Source organism: Glutamicibacter sp. 0426, assembly GCF_001906485.1.
In the GTDB taxonomy this organism is placed as follows: domain Bacteria; phylum Actinomycetota; class Actinomycetes; order Actinomycetales; family Micrococcaceae; genus Glutamicibacter; species Glutamicibacter nicotianae.
This window is the reverse complement of record NZ_MPBI01000003.1, coordinates 457,720-476,965: the sequence shown is the minus strand read 5'-3', so window position 1 is coordinate 476,965 and position 19,246 is coordinate 457,720. Positions and strand designations below refer to the sequence as shown.

Annotated in this window: 17 protein-coding genes; 9 read left to right on the top strand and 8 right to left on the bottom strand. The window is 62.6% G+C overall.

Annotation, left to right across the window (positions count from 1 at the left end):
- Positions 1-76 precede the first annotated feature (76 nt).
- Together BKX98_RS10525 and BKX98_RS17345 are read left to right on the top strand one after the other, a co-directional pair.
- Complete coding sequence (locus tag BKX98_RS10525) at positions 77-1,528, top strand: CCA tRNA nucleotidyltransferase (protein WP_073707177.1); 1,452 nt, start codon at positions 77-79, stop codon at positions 1,526-1,528.
- Between the two features lie 583 nt (positions 1,529-2,111).
- Complete coding sequence (locus BKX98_RS17345; RefSeq protein WP_255209577.1) at positions 2,112-2,234, top strand: hypothetical protein; 123 nt, start codon at positions 2,112-2,114, stop codon at positions 2,232-2,234.
- A 186-nt stretch (positions 2,235-2,420) separates the two neighbouring features.
- Here BKX98_RS17345 and BKX98_RS10520 read toward each other — a convergent pair whose 3' ends face one another.
- From BKX98_RS10520 to BKX98_RS10490, 7 genes are all read right to left on the bottom strand, one after another.
- Positions 2,421-3,506 carry an inositol-3-phosphate synthase gene (locus BKX98_RS10520; protein WP_073707176.1) on the bottom strand — a complete coding sequence of 362 codons (1,086 nt, stop codon included), beginning with the start codon at positions 3,504-3,506 and terminating at the stop codon, positions 2,421-2,423.
- Positions 3,507-3,802: 296 nt separating this feature from the next.
- Positions 3,803-5,035 carry a DUF6716 putative glycosyltransferase gene (locus tag BKX98_RS10515; protein WP_073707277.1) on the bottom strand — a complete coding sequence of 411 codons (1,233 nt, stop codon included), beginning with the start codon at positions 5,033-5,035 and terminating at the stop codon, positions 3,803-3,805.
- An 8-nt stretch (positions 5,036-5,043) separates the two neighbouring features.
- A complete protein-coding gene (locus BKX98_RS10510) occupies positions 5,044-6,069 on the bottom strand; it encodes a hypothetical protein (RefSeq protein WP_073707175.1) in 1,026 nt (341 codons plus the stop codon).
- The gene (locus BKX98_RS10505; RefSeq protein WP_083586749.1) at positions 6,066-7,409 is read right to left on the bottom strand and encodes a polysialyltransferase family glycosyltransferase; all 1,344 of its coding nucleotides are present in this window, start codon (positions 7,407-7,409) and stop codon (positions 6,066-6,068) included. Before BKX98_RS10505 ends, BKX98_RS10510 begins: the two co-directional genes overlap by 4 nt.
- Complete coding sequence (locus tag BKX98_RS10500) at positions 7,406-8,401, bottom strand: glycosyltransferase family 2 protein (protein WP_083586748.1); 996 nt, start codon at positions 8,399-8,401, stop codon at positions 7,406-7,408. Before BKX98_RS10500 ends, BKX98_RS10505 begins: the two co-directional genes overlap by 4 nt.
- An 87-nt stretch (positions 8,402-8,488) precedes the next feature.
- The gene (locus BKX98_RS10495; RefSeq protein WP_073707174.1) at positions 8,489-9,382 is read right to left on the bottom strand and encodes an N-acetylneuraminate synthase family protein; all 894 of its coding nucleotides are present in this window, start codon (positions 9,380-9,382) and stop codon (positions 8,489-8,491) included.
- Between the two features lie 12 nt (positions 9,383-9,394).
- Entirely contained in the window at positions 9,395-10,579 is a 1,185-nt protein-coding gene (locus tag BKX98_RS10490; RefSeq protein ID WP_073707173.1) for an acylneuraminate cytidylyltransferase, read from the bottom strand.
- 240 nt (positions 10,580-10,819) lie between these two features.
- Between BKX98_RS10490 and BKX98_RS10485 the strand changes: the two genes are divergently transcribed.
- The 7 genes from BKX98_RS10485 to BKX98_RS10455 all read left to right on the top strand — a co-directional run bounded on the left by BKX98_RS10485 (position 10,820) and on the right by BKX98_RS10455 (position 18,702).
- The gene (locus BKX98_RS10485) at positions 10,820-12,283 is read left to right on the top strand and encodes a glycosyltransferase family 87 protein (protein WP_073707172.1); all 1,464 of its coding nucleotides are present in this window, start codon (positions 10,820-10,822) and stop codon (positions 12,281-12,283) included.
- Positions 12,280-13,713 (top strand): NAD(P)/FAD-dependent oxidoreductase, encoded by a 1,434-nt coding sequence (locus tag BKX98_RS10480; protein ID WP_073707171.1) that lies wholly within the window; start codon positions 12,280-12,282, stop codon positions 13,711-13,713. Before BKX98_RS10485 ends, BKX98_RS10480 begins: the two co-directional genes overlap by 4 nt.
- Before the next feature lie 3 nt (positions 13,714-13,716).
- A complete protein-coding gene (locus tag BKX98_RS10475) occupies positions 13,717-14,748 on the top strand; it encodes a YdcF family protein (RefSeq protein WP_083586747.1) in 1,032 nt (343 codons plus the stop codon).
- Between the two features lie 149 nt (positions 14,749-14,897).
- A complete protein-coding gene (locus BKX98_RS10470; protein ID WP_073707170.1) occupies positions 14,898-15,824 on the top strand; it encodes an ABC transporter ATP-binding protein in 927 nt (308 codons plus the stop codon).
- 4 nt (positions 15,825-15,828) lie between these two features.
- On the top strand, positions 15,829-16,671 hold the full coding sequence (locus BKX98_RS10465; protein WP_052253942.1) for an ABC transporter permease: 843 nt from the start codon (positions 15,829-15,831) through the stop codon (positions 16,669-16,671).
- A gap of 34 nt (positions 16,672-16,705) precedes the next feature.
- On the top strand, positions 16,706-18,001 hold the full coding sequence (locus BKX98_RS10460) for a sensor histidine kinase (RefSeq protein ID WP_073707169.1): 1,296 nt from the start codon (positions 16,706-16,708) through the stop codon (positions 17,999-18,001).
- Positions 17,959-18,702, top strand: coding sequence for a response regulator transcription factor (locus BKX98_RS10455; RefSeq protein WP_073707168.1), 744 nt, complete (start codon positions 17,959-17,961; stop codon positions 18,700-18,702). The genes BKX98_RS10460 and BKX98_RS10455 overlap by 43 nt, the downstream gene beginning before the upstream one ends.
- Positions 18,703-18,771: 69 nt before the next feature.
- On the opposite strand, the gene BKX98_RS10450 is transcribed toward BKX98_RS10455, so the two are convergent.
- Positions 18,772-19,158, bottom strand: coding sequence for a lipopolysaccharide assembly LapA domain-containing protein (locus BKX98_RS10450; protein ID WP_073707167.1), 387 nt, complete (start codon positions 19,156-19,158; stop codon positions 18,772-18,774).
- Between the last annotated feature and the right edge of the window lie 88 nt (positions 19,159-19,246).

Sequence of the window (19,246 nt, the reverse complement as noted above, 5' to 3'; positions counted from 1 at the left end):
CAAGTAAGTTATCTCGCAGGCAAATTCGCCGAAATCTCAAGCATTCTTCCCGGATTTCTGGCACGCTTAAGTAACTATGCATGCACTTCCCTCGCCTGACGCGCTGCGTCAGATCCTGCCCTCGGTCATTTTCGATTTGGCCGACCGTTTCGTTCGGGCCGGCCATGAATTGTCGTTGGTAGGTGGGCCGGTTCGCGATCTGTACCTGGGACGCGTCTCCCCGGACCTGGACTTCACCACGAGCGCACGACCGGAAGAAACCATTAAGGCAATTTCCGGTTGGGCCGATAACATCTGGGATGTAGGACGCGAGTTCGGAACGATCGCCTTCAAGAAGGGCGAATACACGCTGGAGGTCACGACCTACCGCGCTGACGCCTATGACAAGGAGTCGCGCAAGCCGATCGTCGCCTTTGGCGATAATTTGCACGATGACCTCTTCCGCCGCGACTTCACCATGAACTCGATGGCGCTGCGATTGCCCCATCTCGAGCTGGTGGATCCGTTCGACGGCGTGAGCTCCCTGGAAGACGGTTCCATTCGCACCCCCGGTGCGCCTGATATCTCGTTCTCAGATGATCCGCTGCGCATGATGCGTGCTGCCCGATTCGCTTCGCAACTGGAGATTGAAGTCAGCCCCGAGGTTCGCCGCGCCATGAGCGAAATGACCGATCGAATCGACATCATTTCCGCCGAACGGATCCGCGACGAGCTGGTCAAGCTGATCAACGGGGCCGACCCGAGCACGGGCATCGACCTGCTGGTGGAAACCGGCCTGGCGGACAAGGTGCTGCCCGAAGTGTCGGCCCTGCGTCTGGAGATCGACGAGCACCACCGGCACAAGGACGTCTACCAGCACTCGCTGACCGTGCTGAAGCAGGCGATGGTGTTGGAAACTGATGAAGCGGGACCGGTGCCCGGCCCGAACTTCGTGCTGCGCTTCGCGGCGCTGATGCACGATATCGGCAAGCCAGCGACCCGAAAGTTCGAACCCAGCGGCGCCGTTTCCTTCCGCCACCATGACATGGTCGGTTCCAAGCTCGTGAAGGCACGGATGCGCGCCTTGCGGTTCGACAAGGACACCACCAAGTCAGTGGCCCGCCTGGTCGAGCTGCATATGCGTTTTTACGGCTATGGCGAGGCGGGCTGGACCGACTCGGCGGTACGCCGCTATGTCACCGATGCCGGCGACTTGCTGGAGCATCTGCACCGCCTGACGCGTTCGGACGTCACCACGCGCAATCGCAAGAAGGCTGACCGCCTGGCCTTTGCCTACGATGACCTCGAGGCGCGTATCGCCAAGATTGCCGAGCAGGAAGAGCTTCAGGCGATCCGTCCTGATCTCGATGGCGAACAGATCATGCGGTTGCTGGAGATCAAGCCGGGCAAGGTGGTTGGCCGGGCCTACAAGTTCCTCCTGGAATTGCGTATGGACGAAGGTCCACTGGGCGAAGAGGTCGCCACGGAGCGCTTGCGTGCGTGGTGGAAAGAGCAGCCCGAAGCCCAGGAAACGCCTACCGAGGGGTAACTTTTGGCCTGAATGCTATTGGAAGAGCACCTGGAATCCGCGTGGATCCAGGTGCTTTCGCCATTCCCGGGAAAGTGCTTAAAGTTTTTGCTCTGGCTTGTAGCGCATTGGGCATAATCCATGTATGCTGAATACTGTGATTGGGAAGTCTCAATGAGACTTGCGGATCGAGACAAATTTTCAGACAGGCCGCATGGCATCCATGGCCGGCCGAGAGCAGATTTTAGGAGGTGGCGAAATGATTAATACGACTTGGTACACAGAGACTCATCGCGGAGCGCGATTTAATGGCGGCTCTCCAATGACTCGTCTGCGCAAGCGCATTTCCCCAACCTCCGGACAAGCGGATTCCTAGCTCACGGTAAATCCCGCTCAAGTTCCTGAGGTTGCAGGTCAGTAATCGACTCTCACCCTTAGGAACTTTTTTCATGTCCAGTCCACTGTTCTCCTCATCCGCTCAACGGGCAGTTCGCACCTCGGAATTAATCTTCGCAGGACCAGAAAGCCTGAAAGCTCGCGCAATTTCAACCACGCGACAAGATCTTCCCTCCCCTTCGACTTTGACCGAAGGGAGGGACAGCAAATGAAAAAGCGTCAAGACAAGCGCAAGTTCACCAACCTTGACAGCACCGAGTTCAATCGCCGCATGCGTCAGCGCGAGCTGAAGAACCATGTGCCACCAGAAATGTACCTGCGAATTCGCTAGGCCCGGCAACGCCATTACCGTTGCCAGCTAACTAGAATCCGAGGTACCAGTGATGAACTCGCAATGCATCGCCCAGAGGCCCGCCGGCCTGCAAGCCGGCGGGCTTCTCCGCATCCAAAGCAATTTTGAATACAGCAATGGCCAGGACATCAGTCCTGGCCATTGCTTTCCCGCCGCAGCGGAAGATTAGCGTTCGATGTCGCCGCTGATGAAGGCTTCCACCTTGTTGCGTGCGGTCTCATCGTCGTACTGCTCTGGTGGCGACTTCATGAAGTAGCTCGAGGCGGACAGGATCGGGCCGCCGATGCCGCGGTCCAGGGCGATTTTCGCTGCGCGAACGGCGTCGATGATCACGCCGGCCGAGTTTGGCGAGTCCCAAACTTCCAGCTTGTACTCCAGATTTACCGGAGCGTCGCCGAAGTTGCGGCCCTCGAGGCGGACGAACGCCCACTTGCGGTCGTCAAGCCATGAAACATAATCGCTCGGGCCGATGTGGACATCGTCGTCACCCAGGGCGGCGGAGGTGTTCGAGGTGACTGCCTGGGTCTTGGAGATCTTCTTGGATTCCAGGCGATCGCGCTCGAGCATGTTCTTGAAGTCCATGTTGCCGCCAACGTTCAGCTGGTAGGTGCGGTCCAGGACCACGCCGCGGTCTTCGAACAGCTTGGCCATCACGCGGTGGGTGATGGTTGCGCCGATCTGGCTCTTGATGTCGTCGCCAACGATTGGCACGCCGGCGTCGGTGAACTTCTGCGCCCACTCCGGGGTGCCGGCGATGAATACTGGCAGGGCGTTGACGAACGCAACGCCTGCATCGATGGCGCACTGCGCGTAGAACTTGGCGGCTTGCTCGGAACCCACTGGCAGGTAGCAAACCAGGACGTCGACCTGGTTGTCCTTCAAGGACTGCACCACGTCGACTGGCTCTGCTGCGGACTCTTCAATGGTCTCGCGGTAGTACTTGCCGAGGCCGTCAAGGGTGTGGCCGCGCTGGACGGTTACGCCGGTGGCTGGAACGTCGGCAATCTTGATGGTGTTGTTCTCGCTGGCCAGGATGGCTTCCGAGAGGTCGAGGCCGACCTTCTTGGCATCGACATCGTAGGCTGCAACGAACTGGACGTCGCCAACGTGGTACTGGCCGAACTGCACGTGCATGAGACCAGGAATGGTGGAATCTGCATCGGCGTTTCGGTAGTACTCAACACCTTGGATAAGGGAAGTGGCGCAGTTGCCTACGCCTACGATGGCAACGCGAATCGGGTTCGCCGACACATGAACTCCTTATAGAAATGTATAAAACCTTTGGGCAATTGGGCGCGCAGAAGCGCATCGCGCAAATTAGCCCATAATGATCTTAAGTCTTAATGGCTCGCAAACATTCCCAATCGTGCCCCGTATCACCGATTAACTCTTGTGCAGTGGCTCCCGGGCCAGTGCCGCCGAGGGCCAGAGATGCGATTGCCGTGCAGGATTGCCAAGAATCGGTACATGAGCAAAATGCAGAATGATACTGAGGTAACCTATGATTGCAGGCATAAAATGGTATTCATGAGCAAACTGCTATTAGCTCATGACAAAGAGTTAGCCCCATTCTTGCGGGAATGCCGGTAATGATGGCGTAACTTGACCAAAACCCTGACCAGCGGGGCAGGCAACGTGGTGCGGAGCCGGTGGCGCAAAGGCTGGCGTCGAATATGCGCCAGTACTTCCGGATCGGTGAACAGCTTGCCGGCTCGAGCCCGATGCGCGAGGATCTCGAGGGATTGGGCGAAGCTGTGGTCGACCCGGTGGAAGTAGTTTTCCCGCAACCAGGCTTTGGTCGGCTCCCCGAAGCTCAAGCCGATGACATCATCCAAGGTGCCAATCACACCGGAGGCCACGAAGACCGTATTGATCATCTGGGCGCTGACACCGAAGTCGGAGAGGATCAGCGTGGGCAATCCGCGATCAAGGGATTCCAAGGCAGCTGTCGATGAGACCGTCACCAGGGCGCTGCCATCGGTCAACGCCTCGCTCATCGATCCGGTATCGAAGCGCAACCGAGAATCCGCGCCGATCCGCTGTTCAGCCTGCAGCTTCTGGAACAGCGAGTCATAAGGGAACGCCTCGAGATGCGTCTGCGGCTCCCCAGCCTTGGCACGGAGCTTGATGAGCACCTCAAGTTCGGGATTCATCCTGCTGGCCTGCTCGAGCGCCAGCAGGATCGACTCGCGTTCGTGCTCTTGGGCCGGAACCTTCGCCTGCGGTGCGAACACCAGCCGTTCGACGACCTGCTTTTGCTCCGGCGGGAAACCCGCCGAGCGCAAGAAGGGCAGTTTGCTGACCATGATGGTCGGTTGATGCCCCTCTTGTCCTTCGATCATGAACGAGAAATCACGCGCTTCGGCATGCGAATGGCAGATGAACGCATCGCCGGCCCGGCGATAGTTCCATCCCTTCTGCGTTGCGGGGAAGGCAACGCCGGGCAAGGCTGAAATCAGTGCGGTGCAGCGGCCGCCAACCGGCTCGGTGCGCAGGATCCGGGAGTAGATTTCGGCAACGACCGGACCGGTCGCCGACGCGAAGACAATGTCTTCGTCCACGGTGTCGGCTTCCAGCTGGGATACCGAGATCACCTGCAGGGCATCGGGATCCAGATCCGTGCCTTCGAAGGCGGCGGCGATCTGCTCGGCCGTCGGCATCACCGGGGTTCGCGCCAAATACACCTTGCGATCCCATGCGGGACCCAGGCGGGTCAGGAAACTTGTCGCGAGCTTCAGGTAGGAATCGGAATCTGCAATGGCAAGAATTGATGGCTTCATCAGCTGCTTCACACCTTCAACGAACTGGATAGGTGCTCACGCAACTCGAGGGGAGTACCAGGGGTCCACCAGCTGTCAAGCACGGCTTGCGGATACAGGAAGCGGGCATCGGGACCCAGCAGCAAGCGCAGGGATGGAATCACCGTGGACGGCAGGGCCCGGATTTCCTGGCCCGGCCGCAGGGCGCGCAAACGCATTTCGATGGGAACAGTGTGCTCCTTGAGCACTACCTGGTCAATCTTGGAAATCTTCGCCAGCAATTCCGGCGTCTCACGGCGATGCGGGAAGTAGGCGACCGGACCTTCGGATGCGATCTCTTCGATCCAGCGCAAGTACGGCTGCTCATGGATCAGCTCATCGGCGACCATGGCCGAACCGATCAGCAGGGTAGGCTCGATGAACCGCTCGGCCACCGGCTGGGTAGCAAGCCACTCGAACTTGTGCTGCGCGAACTTGATCCCCAGATCAGCCATCTTCTGGCGGGATTCCGGGTCGACAAACAGCGCCGAGACAATCAGCAGGCGATCCTCGCGGGCCAGCTGGCGCAAGCGATGCCAGGTCGCCAGCCCCATGGCGACACGGGCCGCCGAATTCTTCGTCCGGGCGCGCACCAAGGGGGTGGGCTCGTCGGAGATCAGCTGCTTGATCAGGGCCAGCGTTGCCATGCCGTCGTCAATGATGACGATTTCCTTGGCCCGCACGCCGGCAAGGAGCGTGCGCTGGATCTTGCCCGAATAGGCATCCCCGGTGACGTATCGGTCGGCAGCGCCTTTGGGCTGCGGAGGCTTGCGCGCCGCCGGTTCGAAATGAACCCCATCGGGGGCATGATCCAGCATGGCCTGGGTCGTGGCCTCCAGTGGCATTCCCTGGCGCGGAATGATCCGGATGTCGGTGCCCAGCAGTCCTGCGGCATGCGTTTCCACTGCGGAGAGCAGTTGCAGGGGCGACTCGACCCACACGTGCGCCGTGCCGAAACGGGGGCGTGGCACCTCGTGGGTGTCATGCTGGGTCAGTTTCATCATCGTGAGTGTCATTTTGCCAGTCGGCTCAGGGACTTGGAAAGCGTTTCGAACTGCTTGGAACCATGGCGCAGCACTCGGCGCGAAGCCCCGCGGACCTTCGAGGGCAACGAGCGGCGCGAGCTGATGTGCGCCCAGTGCGGAGGCAGGTCCAGCTTGGTGATGCGGCGGCGCTTGAAGTGGGCCGAGAACTCAGGGTAGTGCGCGGTCAGGAAGGACTCGGCCTGCTCGCGCAGGTGCGGCAACTGGGCGGCCTGCATGCAGTAGGCCACGGCGACCAGCAGTTCGGTGAGCCGGTCGTCATCGCCAGCGTGCGCCGGAACCGGCAGGTCCTGGACGAACAGCGCGTGGATGATGGACAGCGGGATGCGGTTGGAATTCTCGTACGGAGCCAGCGCCTGCAGCATCCTGCCGGTGCCCACGGCATGGACTTCCGTGCTCAGGATGTACTTTGCGGTGGCCAAGCCGGTGGAGAAGCAGGAGATCACCACGGCTGGGTTCACCGCCGAGATTACGGTCTCCGCCAGATGATCCGTGTTGACCAGCCGGAAATCCAGGCCCATGTCCTTGGCTGCCGCAGCCAAGCGGGCCGCCGAGGTGGCGCTGGCCGAGGGGTGCGCCTTGAACAGGACGGTGGAAAGCTCCCGGCGGGCCACCTCGTTGAGCATCTCGAGGTGCAGCTCGAATTCTTCCTCGGCGTCCATCAGTCCCAGGGAACCCAGGTACTGCCCGAGGACGAGCGCGCCACCGGAGGGCAGGTCGAATTCGGCGTCCTGGGCCAATTCGCCGAAGATGCCAGCCAACCCGCCGGCCTCCAGGATCTCGCGCCGCGGCTCGAGCTCTGCGAGCAGATGCGGCTGAAGTCCGGGTACCAGATCCACGTGGATGGTGCCGATGACCCGCTGGCGCAACGGCATGGGCAACCGGTTGCGGGTGGGTCCATAGGACATCAGGCCGTCGGAATGGATCCACAGCTGGGAATCGAAGAAGATGCGCGCCAGGGCGCGGGCGGGATTGACCTGGATGGATTCCAGCACCAAGGTCAGCGGTTCATTGCCCAGATCCCAGGCGCTGCGCAGCAGGCGCTCGAAAATCAGCAGTTCGTCCTCACGCGGGTTGAACTGCGCCGGGCGGCGCGGTGCGGTCAGCGCGGCGAAATCCACCACCCGGTCAAAGCGGGCGGCCAGTTGCTCAAAGCCCGGAACCTCATCCAGCGGTGTGGTCAGTTCCGGAACCTGCGAGCCGTTGGCCAGGACGAGAATGCGTTCATCTGCTTCGGGGAGCAGTCCTGCATCGGCCATCGCGGCCAGAGAAGCAAGCTGGAAGTAGCTGCTGGCTTCAATCAGTGCGATCACTTGGCGGCCCCGATCTGACCTGGCTGGAGGAAGGAGAGGATATGGCGGCGGCGCGCAACATCCATCTCGAGGGCGACCTGGCGGGCCATTGGCGCGTCAACGGTGGTGAATACCTGGCGCAGCTTCTGCTTCATCTCCAAGCGGACTTCTGGCGGGTAGTTCTTCGCGCGCTTCTCGTGATGGCACACGATGGCGAAGAACTGGCGCATCGCCTTGGGCAGGTGGCGATCCGCATCCGGGTGCAGGCGCACCTCGGTGAGGATCTGCGAGTAGGCGGGGATGAAGCCGAGCTGGCGATGGTCGAAGACCTGTGTCAGCGAGCCAGGCAGGCCGCGGCGGTAGAACACCCCGGGGGAGGAGACGACGGAGTAGCGCTCGGTATTCAGGTGCAGCTTCCACAGCCACAGCCGGTCTTCGGCGCTGTGCAGCTGCGCGTCGAAGTACATCAGCTCGCGGGTGCGCATCAGCTCGGTGCGGTACAGGCCTGCCCACACGAAGGCGTAGTCCACCATGGACGGGGAATCGATCGGCTCGATGTCGTCGGCCGGGTTCAGCGGCATGCCGCGCAGGGCCTGCGGGGCGCGGTGGATGACCCGGTTGGTGCCGGTGACGCGCACATGGTCGCAGCGCACGAAGTCCACATGCAGTTCGGTCAAGGATTCCGCCAGGGCTTCCAAATGCTCGGGGGAGTACCAGTCGTCGGGGTCGAGGAAGGTGAAGTATTCGCCGGTGACCTGTTCCAGCCCGGCATTGCGGGCGGCAGAAACCCCTGAATTCTCCGGCAGCGAGATCAGCTTCAGGCCAGGCAGCTGGTCTTCGTAGCCGCGCACCAGATCGGCAGTCTGGTCATCGGAAGCGTCATCAACCACGAGCACTTCCAGTTCCCAGCGTCCCAGCTTCTGCCGGACCAGGGATGAGAGGGCATCGCAAATATAAGCTTCTTGGTTATAGGCGGGGATCACCACTGAAATGCGCCCGGGGATCAAACTCATTTGTGCTTCAAGGCCTTCCTCATGCAGACAAAAATAAACGGCGGTTGGACCCGTCGGTGAGTCCAACCGCCGGATACGCTGGCGTGCTTAGGCGTCGACGCGGCGCAGGCGCGAGAGCGGAGCCAGCTCGCCTGGGAAGACCTTCTTCACGCCGTCGCCCATGGCCTGCTCCAGGATGCGGATGTCGCGGATCAGCGACTCGAAGCCCTTCGGCTCCAGCGACGAAGCCTGGTCAGAGCCCCACATGGTGCGGTCCAGGGTGATGTGGCGCTCGACGGTCACGGCGCCCAGGGCGACTGCTGCCAGCGAGATCTGCAGGCCGCGCTCGTGGCCCGAGTAGCCCACTGGGACCTGGTAGCGGTCGCGCAGGGTCTCGATCATGAGCAGGTTGGCCTCTTCAGGAGGCAGCGGGTAGGTGGAGGTCGCGTGCATCATGACCAGCTTGCTGGTGCCCAGGGTTTCCACTGCCTTGTCGATCTGCTCGATGGTGGACATGCCGGTGGACAGGATGATCGGCTTGCCGGTTTCCGCCAGGGCCTTGAGCAGCTCGATGTCCGTGACCGATGCGGACGCTACCTTGTGGGTGACTGCACCCTGCTCTTCCATGAACTCGACCGAAGGAACGTCCCATGGCGATGCGAAGGCGTGCAGGCCCTTGGATGCGGCGTAGGAGATGAGCTCCTTGTACTGGGCCTGGTCGAACTCGACGCGGTAGCGGTAGTCCAGGTAGGTCATGTCGCCCCATGGGGTGGAGCGGATCTTGTCGCGCATGTCCATCGGGGTGGAGATGTCCGGGGTGCGCTTCTGGAACTTCACCGCGTTGGCGCCGGCCTCGGCCGAGATGTCGATCAGCTGCTTGGCGATCTCGATGTCGCCGTTGTGGTTGATGCCGATCTCGCCGATGACGTAGACCTGCTGGCCTGCGCCAACCTGGACGTCGCCGATGGCAACTGGCTTGATGTCGGTAGTCATGGAGGTCATGGGTATTGCCTTTCAGTGGGTGAAACTTGGAGAACTCTTGGTGGCGGTGCGTGCGGCGAGAACCAGTTCGGCCAGTTCCCGTACCGCTCCGTGCCCGCCCTTGCGGGTCAGCGTGTGCCGTGCTGCCAGGTGCACGTCGTGGTGGGCATCGGCCACGGTGATCGGCCAGCCGACCAGCGCCATCGCGCCCAGATCGTTGATGTCGTTGCCGAGGTAGGCGACGCGGGCCGGGTTGATGGATTCGTCAGCCAGCCAGCGGGCCACGTATTCGGCCTTGTTTTCGATGCCGTGGGCCACTTCGACCTTCAGCTTGGCGGCGCGGGCGGCGACCACCGGGTTGGTTTCCTTGGAGAGAATCAGGAACTTCACTCCGGCGGCCCGCAGCCGGGCCACTCCCATTCCATCGGAGCGGGAGACGCGCACGGTTTCGGTCCCGTGCTCATCGACATATGCGGTGTCCGGGGTGTGCACCCCGTCGAAATCCGTGATGACCGCATCGACTTCGATCGGTTCCCGGTTGGCCGGAACGGCCAGCCCGGCGAGCAGCAGGTCTGCCTCGGTATCGATGTCGATGCCGTGCTCTGCTGGAACCTCATGGACCCGGACCTTTCCGAAGAAGCGGTGGCCGGCTTCGAGGAATCCGCGGGTATCCATCACGTAGAAGGCCCCGGTCTCGCGGAAGCGCGGTTCCCGATCCTGGCGGCGCGGACGGTGCAGCTTGTCGTGCCCCACGGCGACCGCTTCGCCCTGCGGATCGAGTCCCCAATGGAAACCGTGATCCGCAACAGCCGCGAAGCTGACGTCGGCGCGTTGCGAGGCCACTGCCGCAATGGCTGCGTCCAGGTCCGCCGGATCGATGAACGGGCTGGTGCACTGGATGAACACGGTGATCTCTGGCTGGGATTCCGCATTCGCCAGTGCGTGGAGCAGAACTGACTCGCTGCTGGCCGTGTCGCCGGCGATATCTGCCGGTCGATCGATGACCCTCGCCCCGTAGCGGAGCGCTTCGGCCTTGATCTGCTCATGGTCGGTGCTCACCACGACGTCGCTGACTGCCGCCGCGGATCTGGCTGATTCGATTGCGCGGCCGAGCAGCGATTTGCCGCCGATCTCACGCAGGTTCTTAAGCCGGATGCCCTTGGATCCTCCCCGGGCGGGGATGATCGCCATGACGTTTCGCTGGTTGGTTTTGCTCACGAATAAGACGCTATGGGCACAAGTTAACCGGGAGGGGGTATCTGGGTTAACGCATGGTGAAGTGCCGGTGTAATCACCTGTCTGTTTGCTGAATGCTAGGTCAGCAAGCGTTTTACGTTTCCGGGAGCGGGTTGCGGCAGGGGCGGGAAGAGCACTGCGCTTCGGTAAAAGATCAAGGCGTCTGATGAAATCCGAGTGTGCACGCCGGTGCTGGGGCGCAGAACATCTAGGCTGGATGGTATGCACGAGCCTAACCAGTCACAGCCCACGCGTGGCCCGCTGCGCATTACCGTGCCTTCACGCGCTGACGGGTTCCTCCGGCAATTCACCGCAATGATCGGCGGCCCGCTAGGACGGCACAGCGACCCGGGCCGAGTCGATCCCGGGTTCTTCAGCGTGGAACGGGTCATCATCCTGATGACCACCGTGGGCGCGCTGCTGATGCTCCTTGCCAAGAACCCGTGCCGGGTCAACGGGTGGACCGGCAACAACCCCTACATCTATGCGTGCTACAGCGACTGGGTCCCGCTGTTCTCCGCCCGCGGCTTCGCCGAGAACCCCTGGGCGCCGTTCAGCGCCGCCGCTGAGTTCGAGTACCCGGTGCTGATGAGCTCGGTGGCTTCGGCAGTCGCCTCGATCATCCCCACGGGGATCGAGAACCGTTCGCTGCTGTACTTCGACATCAACCTGCTGCTCGTCGCGATCCTGTGGATGGCAACCGTGGTCGCCACCCTGCGGATGACCGGGCGCCGTCCGTGGGATGCCGCCATGGTGGCGATCGCCCCGGGCATCATCCTGGCCGGCAGCATCAACTGGGACATGTGGGCTGTGGCCTTGCTGGCCCTGGGCATGCTGGCCTTCGCCCGGAAGCATACGGTGCTGGCGGGGGTGCTGATCGGCCTCGGCGCGGCGATGAAGATCTATCCGTTCTTCGTCCTCGGCGCGGTGCTGGTGCTGGCCATCCGCACCGGCAAGCTCAAGACCTTCTGGGTGACCGGCGGAACCGCCGCGACGACCTGGGTGCTGGTGAATCTTCCCTATGCGCTGGCGTTCCCCGACTCGTTCATGCACTTCTTCAATTTCTCCTCCGAACGCGGGGCAGGCTTCTCCAGCTTCTGGCACGCGTGGAATGTCATCGCCGATAACCGTGAAGGGGTTCCGCTCTTCGAAGCGGAGCAGATTTCCCGCTACGGGCTGATCCTCTTCTTCCTGTGCTGCGCGGGTGTGGCGGTGCTGGGGCTGGCGGCCAAGCGCACTCCGCGCCTGGCTTCCATGGCCTTCTTGATCATCGCCTCCTTTGTCATGGTCAACAAGGTGTATTCGCCGCAGTTCGTCGTCTGGCTGATTCCGCTGTTCGCACTGGCCCTGCCGCGCTGGCGCGAGTTCGTGATCTGGATGCTGGTGGAAATCGCCCACTTCTACGGGGTCTGGTACTACCTCGATTCCCTCTCTGCCGAAGAAGTGCAGAAGGCCTTCCCGGAGACCGGCTATGCGGTACTGGTGCTGGCCCATATGGTGATGCTCGGATACCTGATGTTCCTGGTGGTGCGTTCGATGCTCGATCCGCGCCATGACCCGGTGCGCGCCGTGGGACAGGACGATCCGCTGGCCGGTCCGTTTGCCGGGCTGGAAGACCGCTGGACCCTGCGCGGGCTGCTGCCCCAGGCCAAGCCGGAGAAAGAAGCGGCGGGCAAGAAGCCATGAGCGATGTTGCAGTAGTCGGCGCCGGCCCCAACGGGCTGGCCGCCGCGGCGGTTGCCGCCCGGGCCGGATTGAGCGTCACGGTTTATGAAGCCAACGGCACCATCGGCGGGGCAGCCAGAACGCAGCCGCTCAATGGCTCAGCGGCGAAATTCGATCTGGGCAGCGCGGTGCATCCGATGGCCATGCAATCCCAGGCGATGCATGAACTCGGTGTCCATGACCGGGTGGACTTCATCGTCCCCGAGCTGTCCTTTGCCCATGTGCTGGATCGGCGGACCGCCTACGCGTACAGGGATCTGGAACGCACCGGGCAGGAACTTGGCGGTGCGGATGGCCAGATGTACACCCGGCTGCTGGGGCCGCTGGTAAAGCAGATCGACGCAGTCAGCAACACCCTGCTCAACCCGCTGTTCAAGGTCCCCTCGCATCCGGCGGCATTGGCAACCTTCGCCATCAGCACGGTGGCCGGCATGGCCGCGAAGGACCTCTTCTCCGGGAAATTCGAGCGAGCCGCAGCGCTCTATGCAGGCTGCGCGGCCCACGTCGCCGGCGGTTCGCGCGGGCCGGCCAATGCCGGGGCCGGGCTGTTCCTGGCGGCGGCGGCGCACGCCAAGGGGTGGGCCATCCCGCGCGGCGGCTCCCAAGCCATCAGCGATGCGCTGGCCGCAGAGGCGATGGAGCACGGAGCAAAAATCCTCACCGGAACCCGCATCGAGCATGTCGATGAGCTTTCTGCACGCAACGTCCTGTTCGATACCTCCGCCGAAAGCGCTGCCAAGCTGTCAGCCGGGCACCTGCCCGAACGGCTTTCGCACGCGTTGAGCGGCACTCGGCGCTCGCCGGGAAGCTGCCTGGTGCACTACGTGCTTTCGGAGCCGATTCCGTGGCGCGATCCGACGCTGGCCCAGGCTGGCACCGTGCACCTGGGCGGCAGCGCCGTGCAGGTCGGGAAGGCCGAGCGCACCGCGGTGCGCAGGGGAGCGGCGAAGCCGTTCATGATCGTGGCCCAGCCCTCGCAATTCGATGACTCGCGGGCGCCGCAGGGCCAGCACGTGATCTGGGCCTACTGCCATGTGCCGCTGGATTCCCCGGTGGACATGAGCCGTGAACTGGAGGACATGATCGAACAGGCAGCCCCGGGATTTGCCGAGACCATCATCGAATCGCATGTGGTGACCGCGAAGGACCTGGAAGCGCAGAACTCTGCGCTGGTCGGTGGCGATCTTTCCGGGGGAACCATGGACCTGCTGGGCAGCATCAAGCGGCCGCGGATCTCCCCGGACCCGTGGTACCTGCAATCCAAGGGCCTGTACCTGGTGTCCTCGGCCGCGCCCCCGGGTCCGTCGGTGCACGGCATGGGTGGATTCCTCGGAGCCCAATCGATGCTCAAGCGGGAATACGGAATCGAGAACTGGAAAGCGGAGAACTGACACATGATGGACGCGGCATTCGAGCAACTCCCCGGGTTGGTTTTCCTGGCAGTGCTCTGGTGGCTGTTCATCTGGCAGTACCGCAAGGACCCGCGCCGCCTGGGACTCGCCGTCCTGCTCTTGCCGCTGGTGCTCTTCAGCATTTCGGCGGCGGCTGGCCTGCTCTCCAGCGTGCTTCCCGGATTCGGGCTCCTGTTCTCCATCGTCCTGGTGCTGACCCCGCTGATGGTCGTGGTCTTCGGCGCGGCCCTGATCTACAACGGGATCTTGATGTGCCAGCGCGAAGGTGCCAAGCCCGCGAACCTGCTGTCCTTGGCGGCCGGGCTCGCGGTCTTCATCCTGCCGGTCATTGCGGTGCTGCTGATCCGGATCCAGTCATGGTGGACCTATTCGCTCGCTTTCGTCCTGTTCATGGCCTCTGTCTTCACCGCGAGCCTGTTCACCATGCTGCTGCTGTATGCCTGGGTTCACGCGAAATTCCCTGCCAAGGGCAAGGGCGCCGCCGTGGTGGTGCTCGGCGCCCGCGCCATCGATGGCAAGGTCACCCCGCTGCTGCGCGGCCGACTGGACAAAGGCATCGAACTGCATGAGCGGCAGGCGGATCCCCGCCCGTTGATGGTTCCTACCGGTGGCCAGGGCCGTGATGAGGTCGAGCCAGAAGGCGTGAGCATGGCCCGCTACCTGCGCGAGCAGGGCATCGCCGATGAGCAGATTCTGGTGGAAGACCGGGCCAGGGACACCATCGAGAACCTGCGGTATTCCGATGCCATGGTTCGCGCCCAGCGTCCGGAAGGCCAGCTGTGGCTGGTCACCAGCGACTATCACGCACTGCGGGCCGCGATGGCCTCACGCCAGCTCGGCCTGGATGCCCGTGCGTTCGGCGGGAAGACGGCGGCCTACTACCGTCCAAGCGCCTTCCTCAGGGAATGCGTAGCGATCGTGCGGGATCAGAAGAAGCTGATGGTCTTGCTGGCCCTGCCCTTCGCGTTGGCCATCGCAGGAATGATGTACGTCCTCACGACGAGCTACCTATGACCGTCCTCCAACTGCCGTGGAAATGTGGGTCCATGCACCATATGGTGCATGGACACACGATTGGCCCAGCTGCCCTCACCCTTTCGGGTGAGCCCTAAATCAGCATTGCGGGCGGTGATAGCTGGGCGCCAAGTCCCTAGGCTGGAAGCATGATCCAGGCTCAGCAGTTGACGAAGAAATACGGTGGAAAAACCGTGGTCGATAATGCATCGTTCACGGTGCAGCAGGGAATGGTGACCGGGTTCCTCGGCCCCAACGGCGCCGGCAAATCCACCACCATGCGCATGATCGTGGGATTGGCAGCGCCTACCAGCGGAGAAGTGCTGGTCAACGGGCGCGATTTCAAGAAGTCCAGGCATCCGCTGACCGAAGTCGGCACCTTGCTGGAAGCCAAATCGGTCCACAAGTCCCTGACGCCGCTGGCGCATTTGCGTGCCATGGCGGCTACTGCAGGATTGCCGGTTTCCCGAGTGCACGAAGCGCTGGAAGTGACCGGATTGTCCAGCGTCCAGCGCAAGAAAGTCGGCGGCTTCTCATTGGGCATGGGCCAGCGGCTTGGCATTGCCACCGCCCTGCTGGGAGATCCGCAGGTCCTGATCCTCGATGAGCCGGTCAACGGGCTGGATCCCGAAGGCGTGGCGTGGGTCCGCAATCTGGCCCGCCAACAGGCTGCCGAAGGCAAAACCGTGTTCATTTCCTCCCACCTGATGAGCGAAATGGCCCAGACCGCCGATCACCTGATTGTGATTGGCCGTGGCCGGATCATGGCCGATGCGCCGATCAGTGAATTCATCGATAACGGCCTTGACCAGACAATTGTGCGTTCAGCAGACATTGAGGTGCTGATGAACGCGCTGAACGGAGACGGCGTCCAGCTTCGCCGGATCGACGAGCATGGCGTGGAAGTCACCGGTCCCGATTCAGTGACCATTGGCCGTCGCGCACTGGAATACGGTGTGGTGCTCAGCGAACTGCGTCCGCTGCAGCGCACCCTGGAAGACGCCTACATGGAATTGACCCGTGATGCCGTCGAATACCACTCGAGTAATGTTGCCGAGACTGGCGGCGGGAAGTAAAGACATGTCTGAGAAATTAGCAACCGCACCGCGCGGCAAGGTCTCCCTCTTCGGCGTGCTGCGCAGCGAATCCATCCGTTTCTTCTCCCTGAATTCCACCCGCATCCTGATTCTGCTGGCCATCGTGCTCTATGCGGCCATCGCGGCCATCGGCACCTGGGGCATCGGATCGCTGCGGGCCAGCATGGGCGGCATGGAGCAGATGCCGGGCATGGAGGACCTGGCGGCTCCGGGATTCGCCTCCGAGCTCATGGGTTCGGGCCTGGTCTTCAGCCAACTGATCCTCGGCGTGCTCGGTGTCCTGCTTTTCAGCGGGGAATTCACCACCGGTTCAGCGGTGAGCACCTTCCTCGCCAGCCCGCAGCGCCTGCGCGTGCTGGCTGCCAAGACCATCCTGATCACCGTCGTGACCGCCGGCGTCCAGATCGTCAGCTCGCTTCTGGCCTTCGCCATCAGCAAGCCGATTGCCGACAACTACCAGATGGACCTGGATTTCGGCAGCGACGCCTTCCAGCGGGTTCTCTGGTACGGGGCGCTTGCGGTGGCCATGGCGGCGCTGATCGGTTTGGCGCTCGGGATGATGCTGCGCAATTCGGCTGGAGGCATCACCAGCCTCGCTGCCTTGTTCTTCGTCTTGCCGATCATCCTTTCCATCCTGACCAGCATCACCGACTGGGCACAGCACATCGCGAAGTTCACCCCCGACCAGCTGGGCATGGCGTTGGCGACGCCTTCGAGCGTCGTCACCGACTTGGAAAGCTGGCAGCAGCTGCTGGGCGTCGCAGGCTGGATTGTGCTTCCGCTGGCGCTGGGTGCGGTCCTGCTGGCCAAGCGGGACATCAAATAGTCCAGAGCGTGACCGAGAAAACTAGACTGGAAGCATGAGCCAACCGACGCTGCAGGAAACTGTGGTCACCTTCGATGAACTGGCCGCCAAGCGGATGGGCCGGATACGCCGCTATTTGCGTACCCACCCGCGCTTGGTGGTCATCGGTGCGGTAGTCATCTACCTGCTGCTCACGCTGCCAGGCGTCTTGGTGGTGGCGGCAATGCCCGAATCCAATGCGACCGGCCTGCTGGTCGTCACCCTCGCCGTCAGCGCCGCCCTGCTCTACCGGCGCAGGGCGCCGATGACGGTGATCATCCTGGTGTTCCTCTTCGAGTGCCTGGCCCTGGTGATTGCTGGACCGCAGGGCGGTCTGGGCGGGGTAGGCATGATCATCGCCCTGTATACCGTCGCCACCAGCTATTCGGCGAAGCGGACCATCCCGCTGTCCATCCTGGCCGGAAGCTTCCAAACCGTCCTGATGGTGCTGATGGGCTTCCCGGACATGACCGGCATGGAATTCGACCCGCAGGATGGAATCGATGAAACGATCTTCACCCGCGTCATCATCGCGGTCTCGGGCAGCTTCATCATCGGCTTCTACATCGCCGCCGCAGCGGTAGGCATGAACGTGCGCAACGCGCGCATCCACGAAGCTGAGCTGAATCACTGGGCTTCGCAGGTCTCCGTACTGGCCCAGGTGCAAGAGCGCAACCGCATTGCCCGCGAAATGCATGACGTGGTTGCCCACTCGCTGTCGGTGATGATCGCCCTGTCCGAGGGGGCGCGGGTGGTGGCCAAACGCGATCAAGCCCGCGCCGATGAAGTGCTCAACGAGCTTTCCGGAACCGGCCGCGCCGCCCTGGCAGATATGCGCCGCATGCTCGGCGTGCTGCGCCAAGAAGAATCCGGGGAGCTCGCGCCGCAGCCTACCGGCGGCAATGTGGAGCAATTGCTCGAAGGATTCCGTACCGCGGGCCTGCCGGTCACCTATACGCATGCGGGCGATCCGCTGCCGGAAGACACCACCTTCCAGCTGACGGTCTTCCGCATCATCCAGGAGTCCTTGACCAATTCCTTGCGCTATGCCCGTAACGTAAGTGATGTGCAGGTGCGCCTGGAGCAACGCCGCGGGGAACTGCGCATGGAAATCATGGACAACGGCGATGCAACGCGAGTTCCGAGCATCGGCAGCGGGCGCGGGCTGCGCGGCATGCGCGAACGCGCGGCGCTCTTTGGCGGAACGGTAGATGCCGGACCGGTAGCCAGCGGCGGATGGATCGTCAAAGCGGTCCTGCAGCTGCCCGAATGCAGCTTGCAGAACGAGAGCCGGAAGGCAGTGAAGGAATAAGCGTGGAAGAGAAAATCAAGGTCCTGCTGGTCGATGACCAGCCCCTGCTGCGCATGGGATTCCGCCTCATCCTCGAAGGCGAGGAGGATATCGCCATCGCCGGGGAAGCTGTCGACGGTCTCGATGCCCTGGCCCAGACCGCGGCGCTGAAACCCGATGTGGTCCTGATGGACGTGCGCATGCCCAACATGGATGGCCTGGAAGCCACCGAACGCATCGCCAAGGACTACCCGGAAACGAAGATCATCATCCTGACGACCTTCGACCTGGACGAATACGCCTTCTCGGGCCTGCAGGCAGGAGCCAGCGCATTCCTGCTCAAGGATGTCGCCCCGGAAGAACTGGTCCAAGCGGTGCGCCTGGTGGCGTCCGGCGACGCAGTCGTGGCACCGCGGGTGACCGCACGCCTGCTGGAAACCTACGTCCGCAACGGTGGCGCCGGGAACCGCAGCCAGCCGGCCGAGACTCCGCACGACCCGCTGCTTGATGACCTCACCCCGCGTGAGCAGGAAGTGCTGCGTGCGCTCGCCGAGGGGCTGTCCAACGCCGAGATCGCCCACCGGTTCTTCCTGTCCGAAGCGACGGTGAAAACCCACGTGCGGCGCATCCTGACCAAATTGCACCTGCGCGACCGCGTCCAAGCGGTCGTGTACGCCTATGAGACCGGGCTGGTCATTCCATCCCAGGGCCTGGATTACTAGGCGGCGCCGAGGCAGCAAAATGGCCGCCGGTGGAACCCGAAGGGGTTCCGCCGGCGGCCGTGAAGTTTACTAGCGCTTTTTGGCCTTGCTCCGCTTCTTCGCGGTGGCGCGCAGCTGGATCACGCGGGCCACCCCGGCGATTGCCACCACGAGGGCGCCGCCAATTGCGGCGAAGAATAATGCCAGACCGAGGTTGACCTGTCCCTGGTACGCGAAGTAGTTGAGGGTCACCTGCTCCTGGTTCTGGGCAATGAAGATGATCAGCAGGATCAGCACGATCAACCCGAAGATCGTGGCAGTCCAGATGCGGCCCAACTTGGTCACCGGAAGCTTATCTGCGCCGGCAGGTTTTGCCGGCTGGACCGTGGAAGTCGCCGGTGCGGTGGGCTCCACGTCGTCCTCGCGTGCTGCTGCTGGAATATTCTTCTGCTCTGGTGTTCGATCAGCCGTAGCCATGATGAACTCGCTTTCCTCGTCTGGCGGGACTGCTTTCAGCTTCGTCGACAGCTAGCCGCCAAGTCAAGGACTGGATCGGGGTGTCCGG

Coding starts and splice junctions, on each gene's coding strand:
- BKX98_RS10525 (WP_073707177.1), top strand. CDS start 77: ATGCATGCACTTCCCTCGCCTGACGCGCTGCGTCAGATCCTGCCCTCG.
- BKX98_RS17345 (WP_255209577.1), top strand. CDS start 2,112: ATGAAAAAGCGTCAAGACAAGCGCAAGTTCACCAACCTTGACAGCACC.
- BKX98_RS10515 (WP_073707277.1), bottom strand. CDS start 5,035: ATGAAGCCATCAATTCTTGCCATTGCAGATTCCGATTCCTACCTGAAG.
- BKX98_RS10510 (WP_073707175.1), bottom strand. CDS start 6,069: ATGACACTCACGATGATGAAACTGACCCAGCATGACACCCACGAGGTG.
- BKX98_RS10500 (WP_083586748.1), bottom strand. CDS start 8,401: ATGAGTTTGATCCCCGGGCGCATTTCAGTGGTGATCCCCGCCTATAAC.
- BKX98_RS10495 (WP_073707174.1), bottom strand. CDS start 9,382: ATGACCTCCATGACTACCGACATCAAGCCAGTTGCCATCGGCGACGTC.
- BKX98_RS10485 (WP_073707172.1), top strand. CDS start 10,820: ATGCACGAGCCTAACCAGTCACAGCCCACGCGTGGCCCGCTGCGCATT.
- BKX98_RS10480 (WP_073707171.1), top strand. CDS start 12,280: ATGAGCGATGTTGCAGTAGTCGGCGCCGGCCCCAACGGGCTGGCCGCC.
- BKX98_RS10475 (WP_083586747.1), top strand. CDS start 13,717: ATGATGGACGCGGCATTCGAGCAACTCCCCGGGTTGGTTTTCCTGGCA.
- BKX98_RS10470 (WP_073707170.1), top strand. CDS start 14,898: ATGATCCAGGCTCAGCAGTTGACGAAGAAATACGGTGGAAAAACCGTG.
- BKX98_RS10465 (WP_052253942.1), top strand. CDS start 15,829: ATGTCTGAGAAATTAGCAACCGCACCGCGCGGCAAGGTCTCCCTCTTC.
- BKX98_RS10460 (WP_073707169.1), top strand. CDS start 16,706: ATGAGCCAACCGACGCTGCAGGAAACTGTGGTCACCTTCGATGAACTG.
- BKX98_RS10455 (WP_073707168.1), top strand. CDS start 17,959: ATGCAGCTTGCAGAACGAGAGCCGGAAGGCAGTGAAGGAATAAGCGTG.
- BKX98_RS10450 (WP_073707167.1), bottom strand. CDS start 19,158: ATGGCTACGGCTGATCGAACACCAGAGCAGAAGAATATTCCAGCAGCA.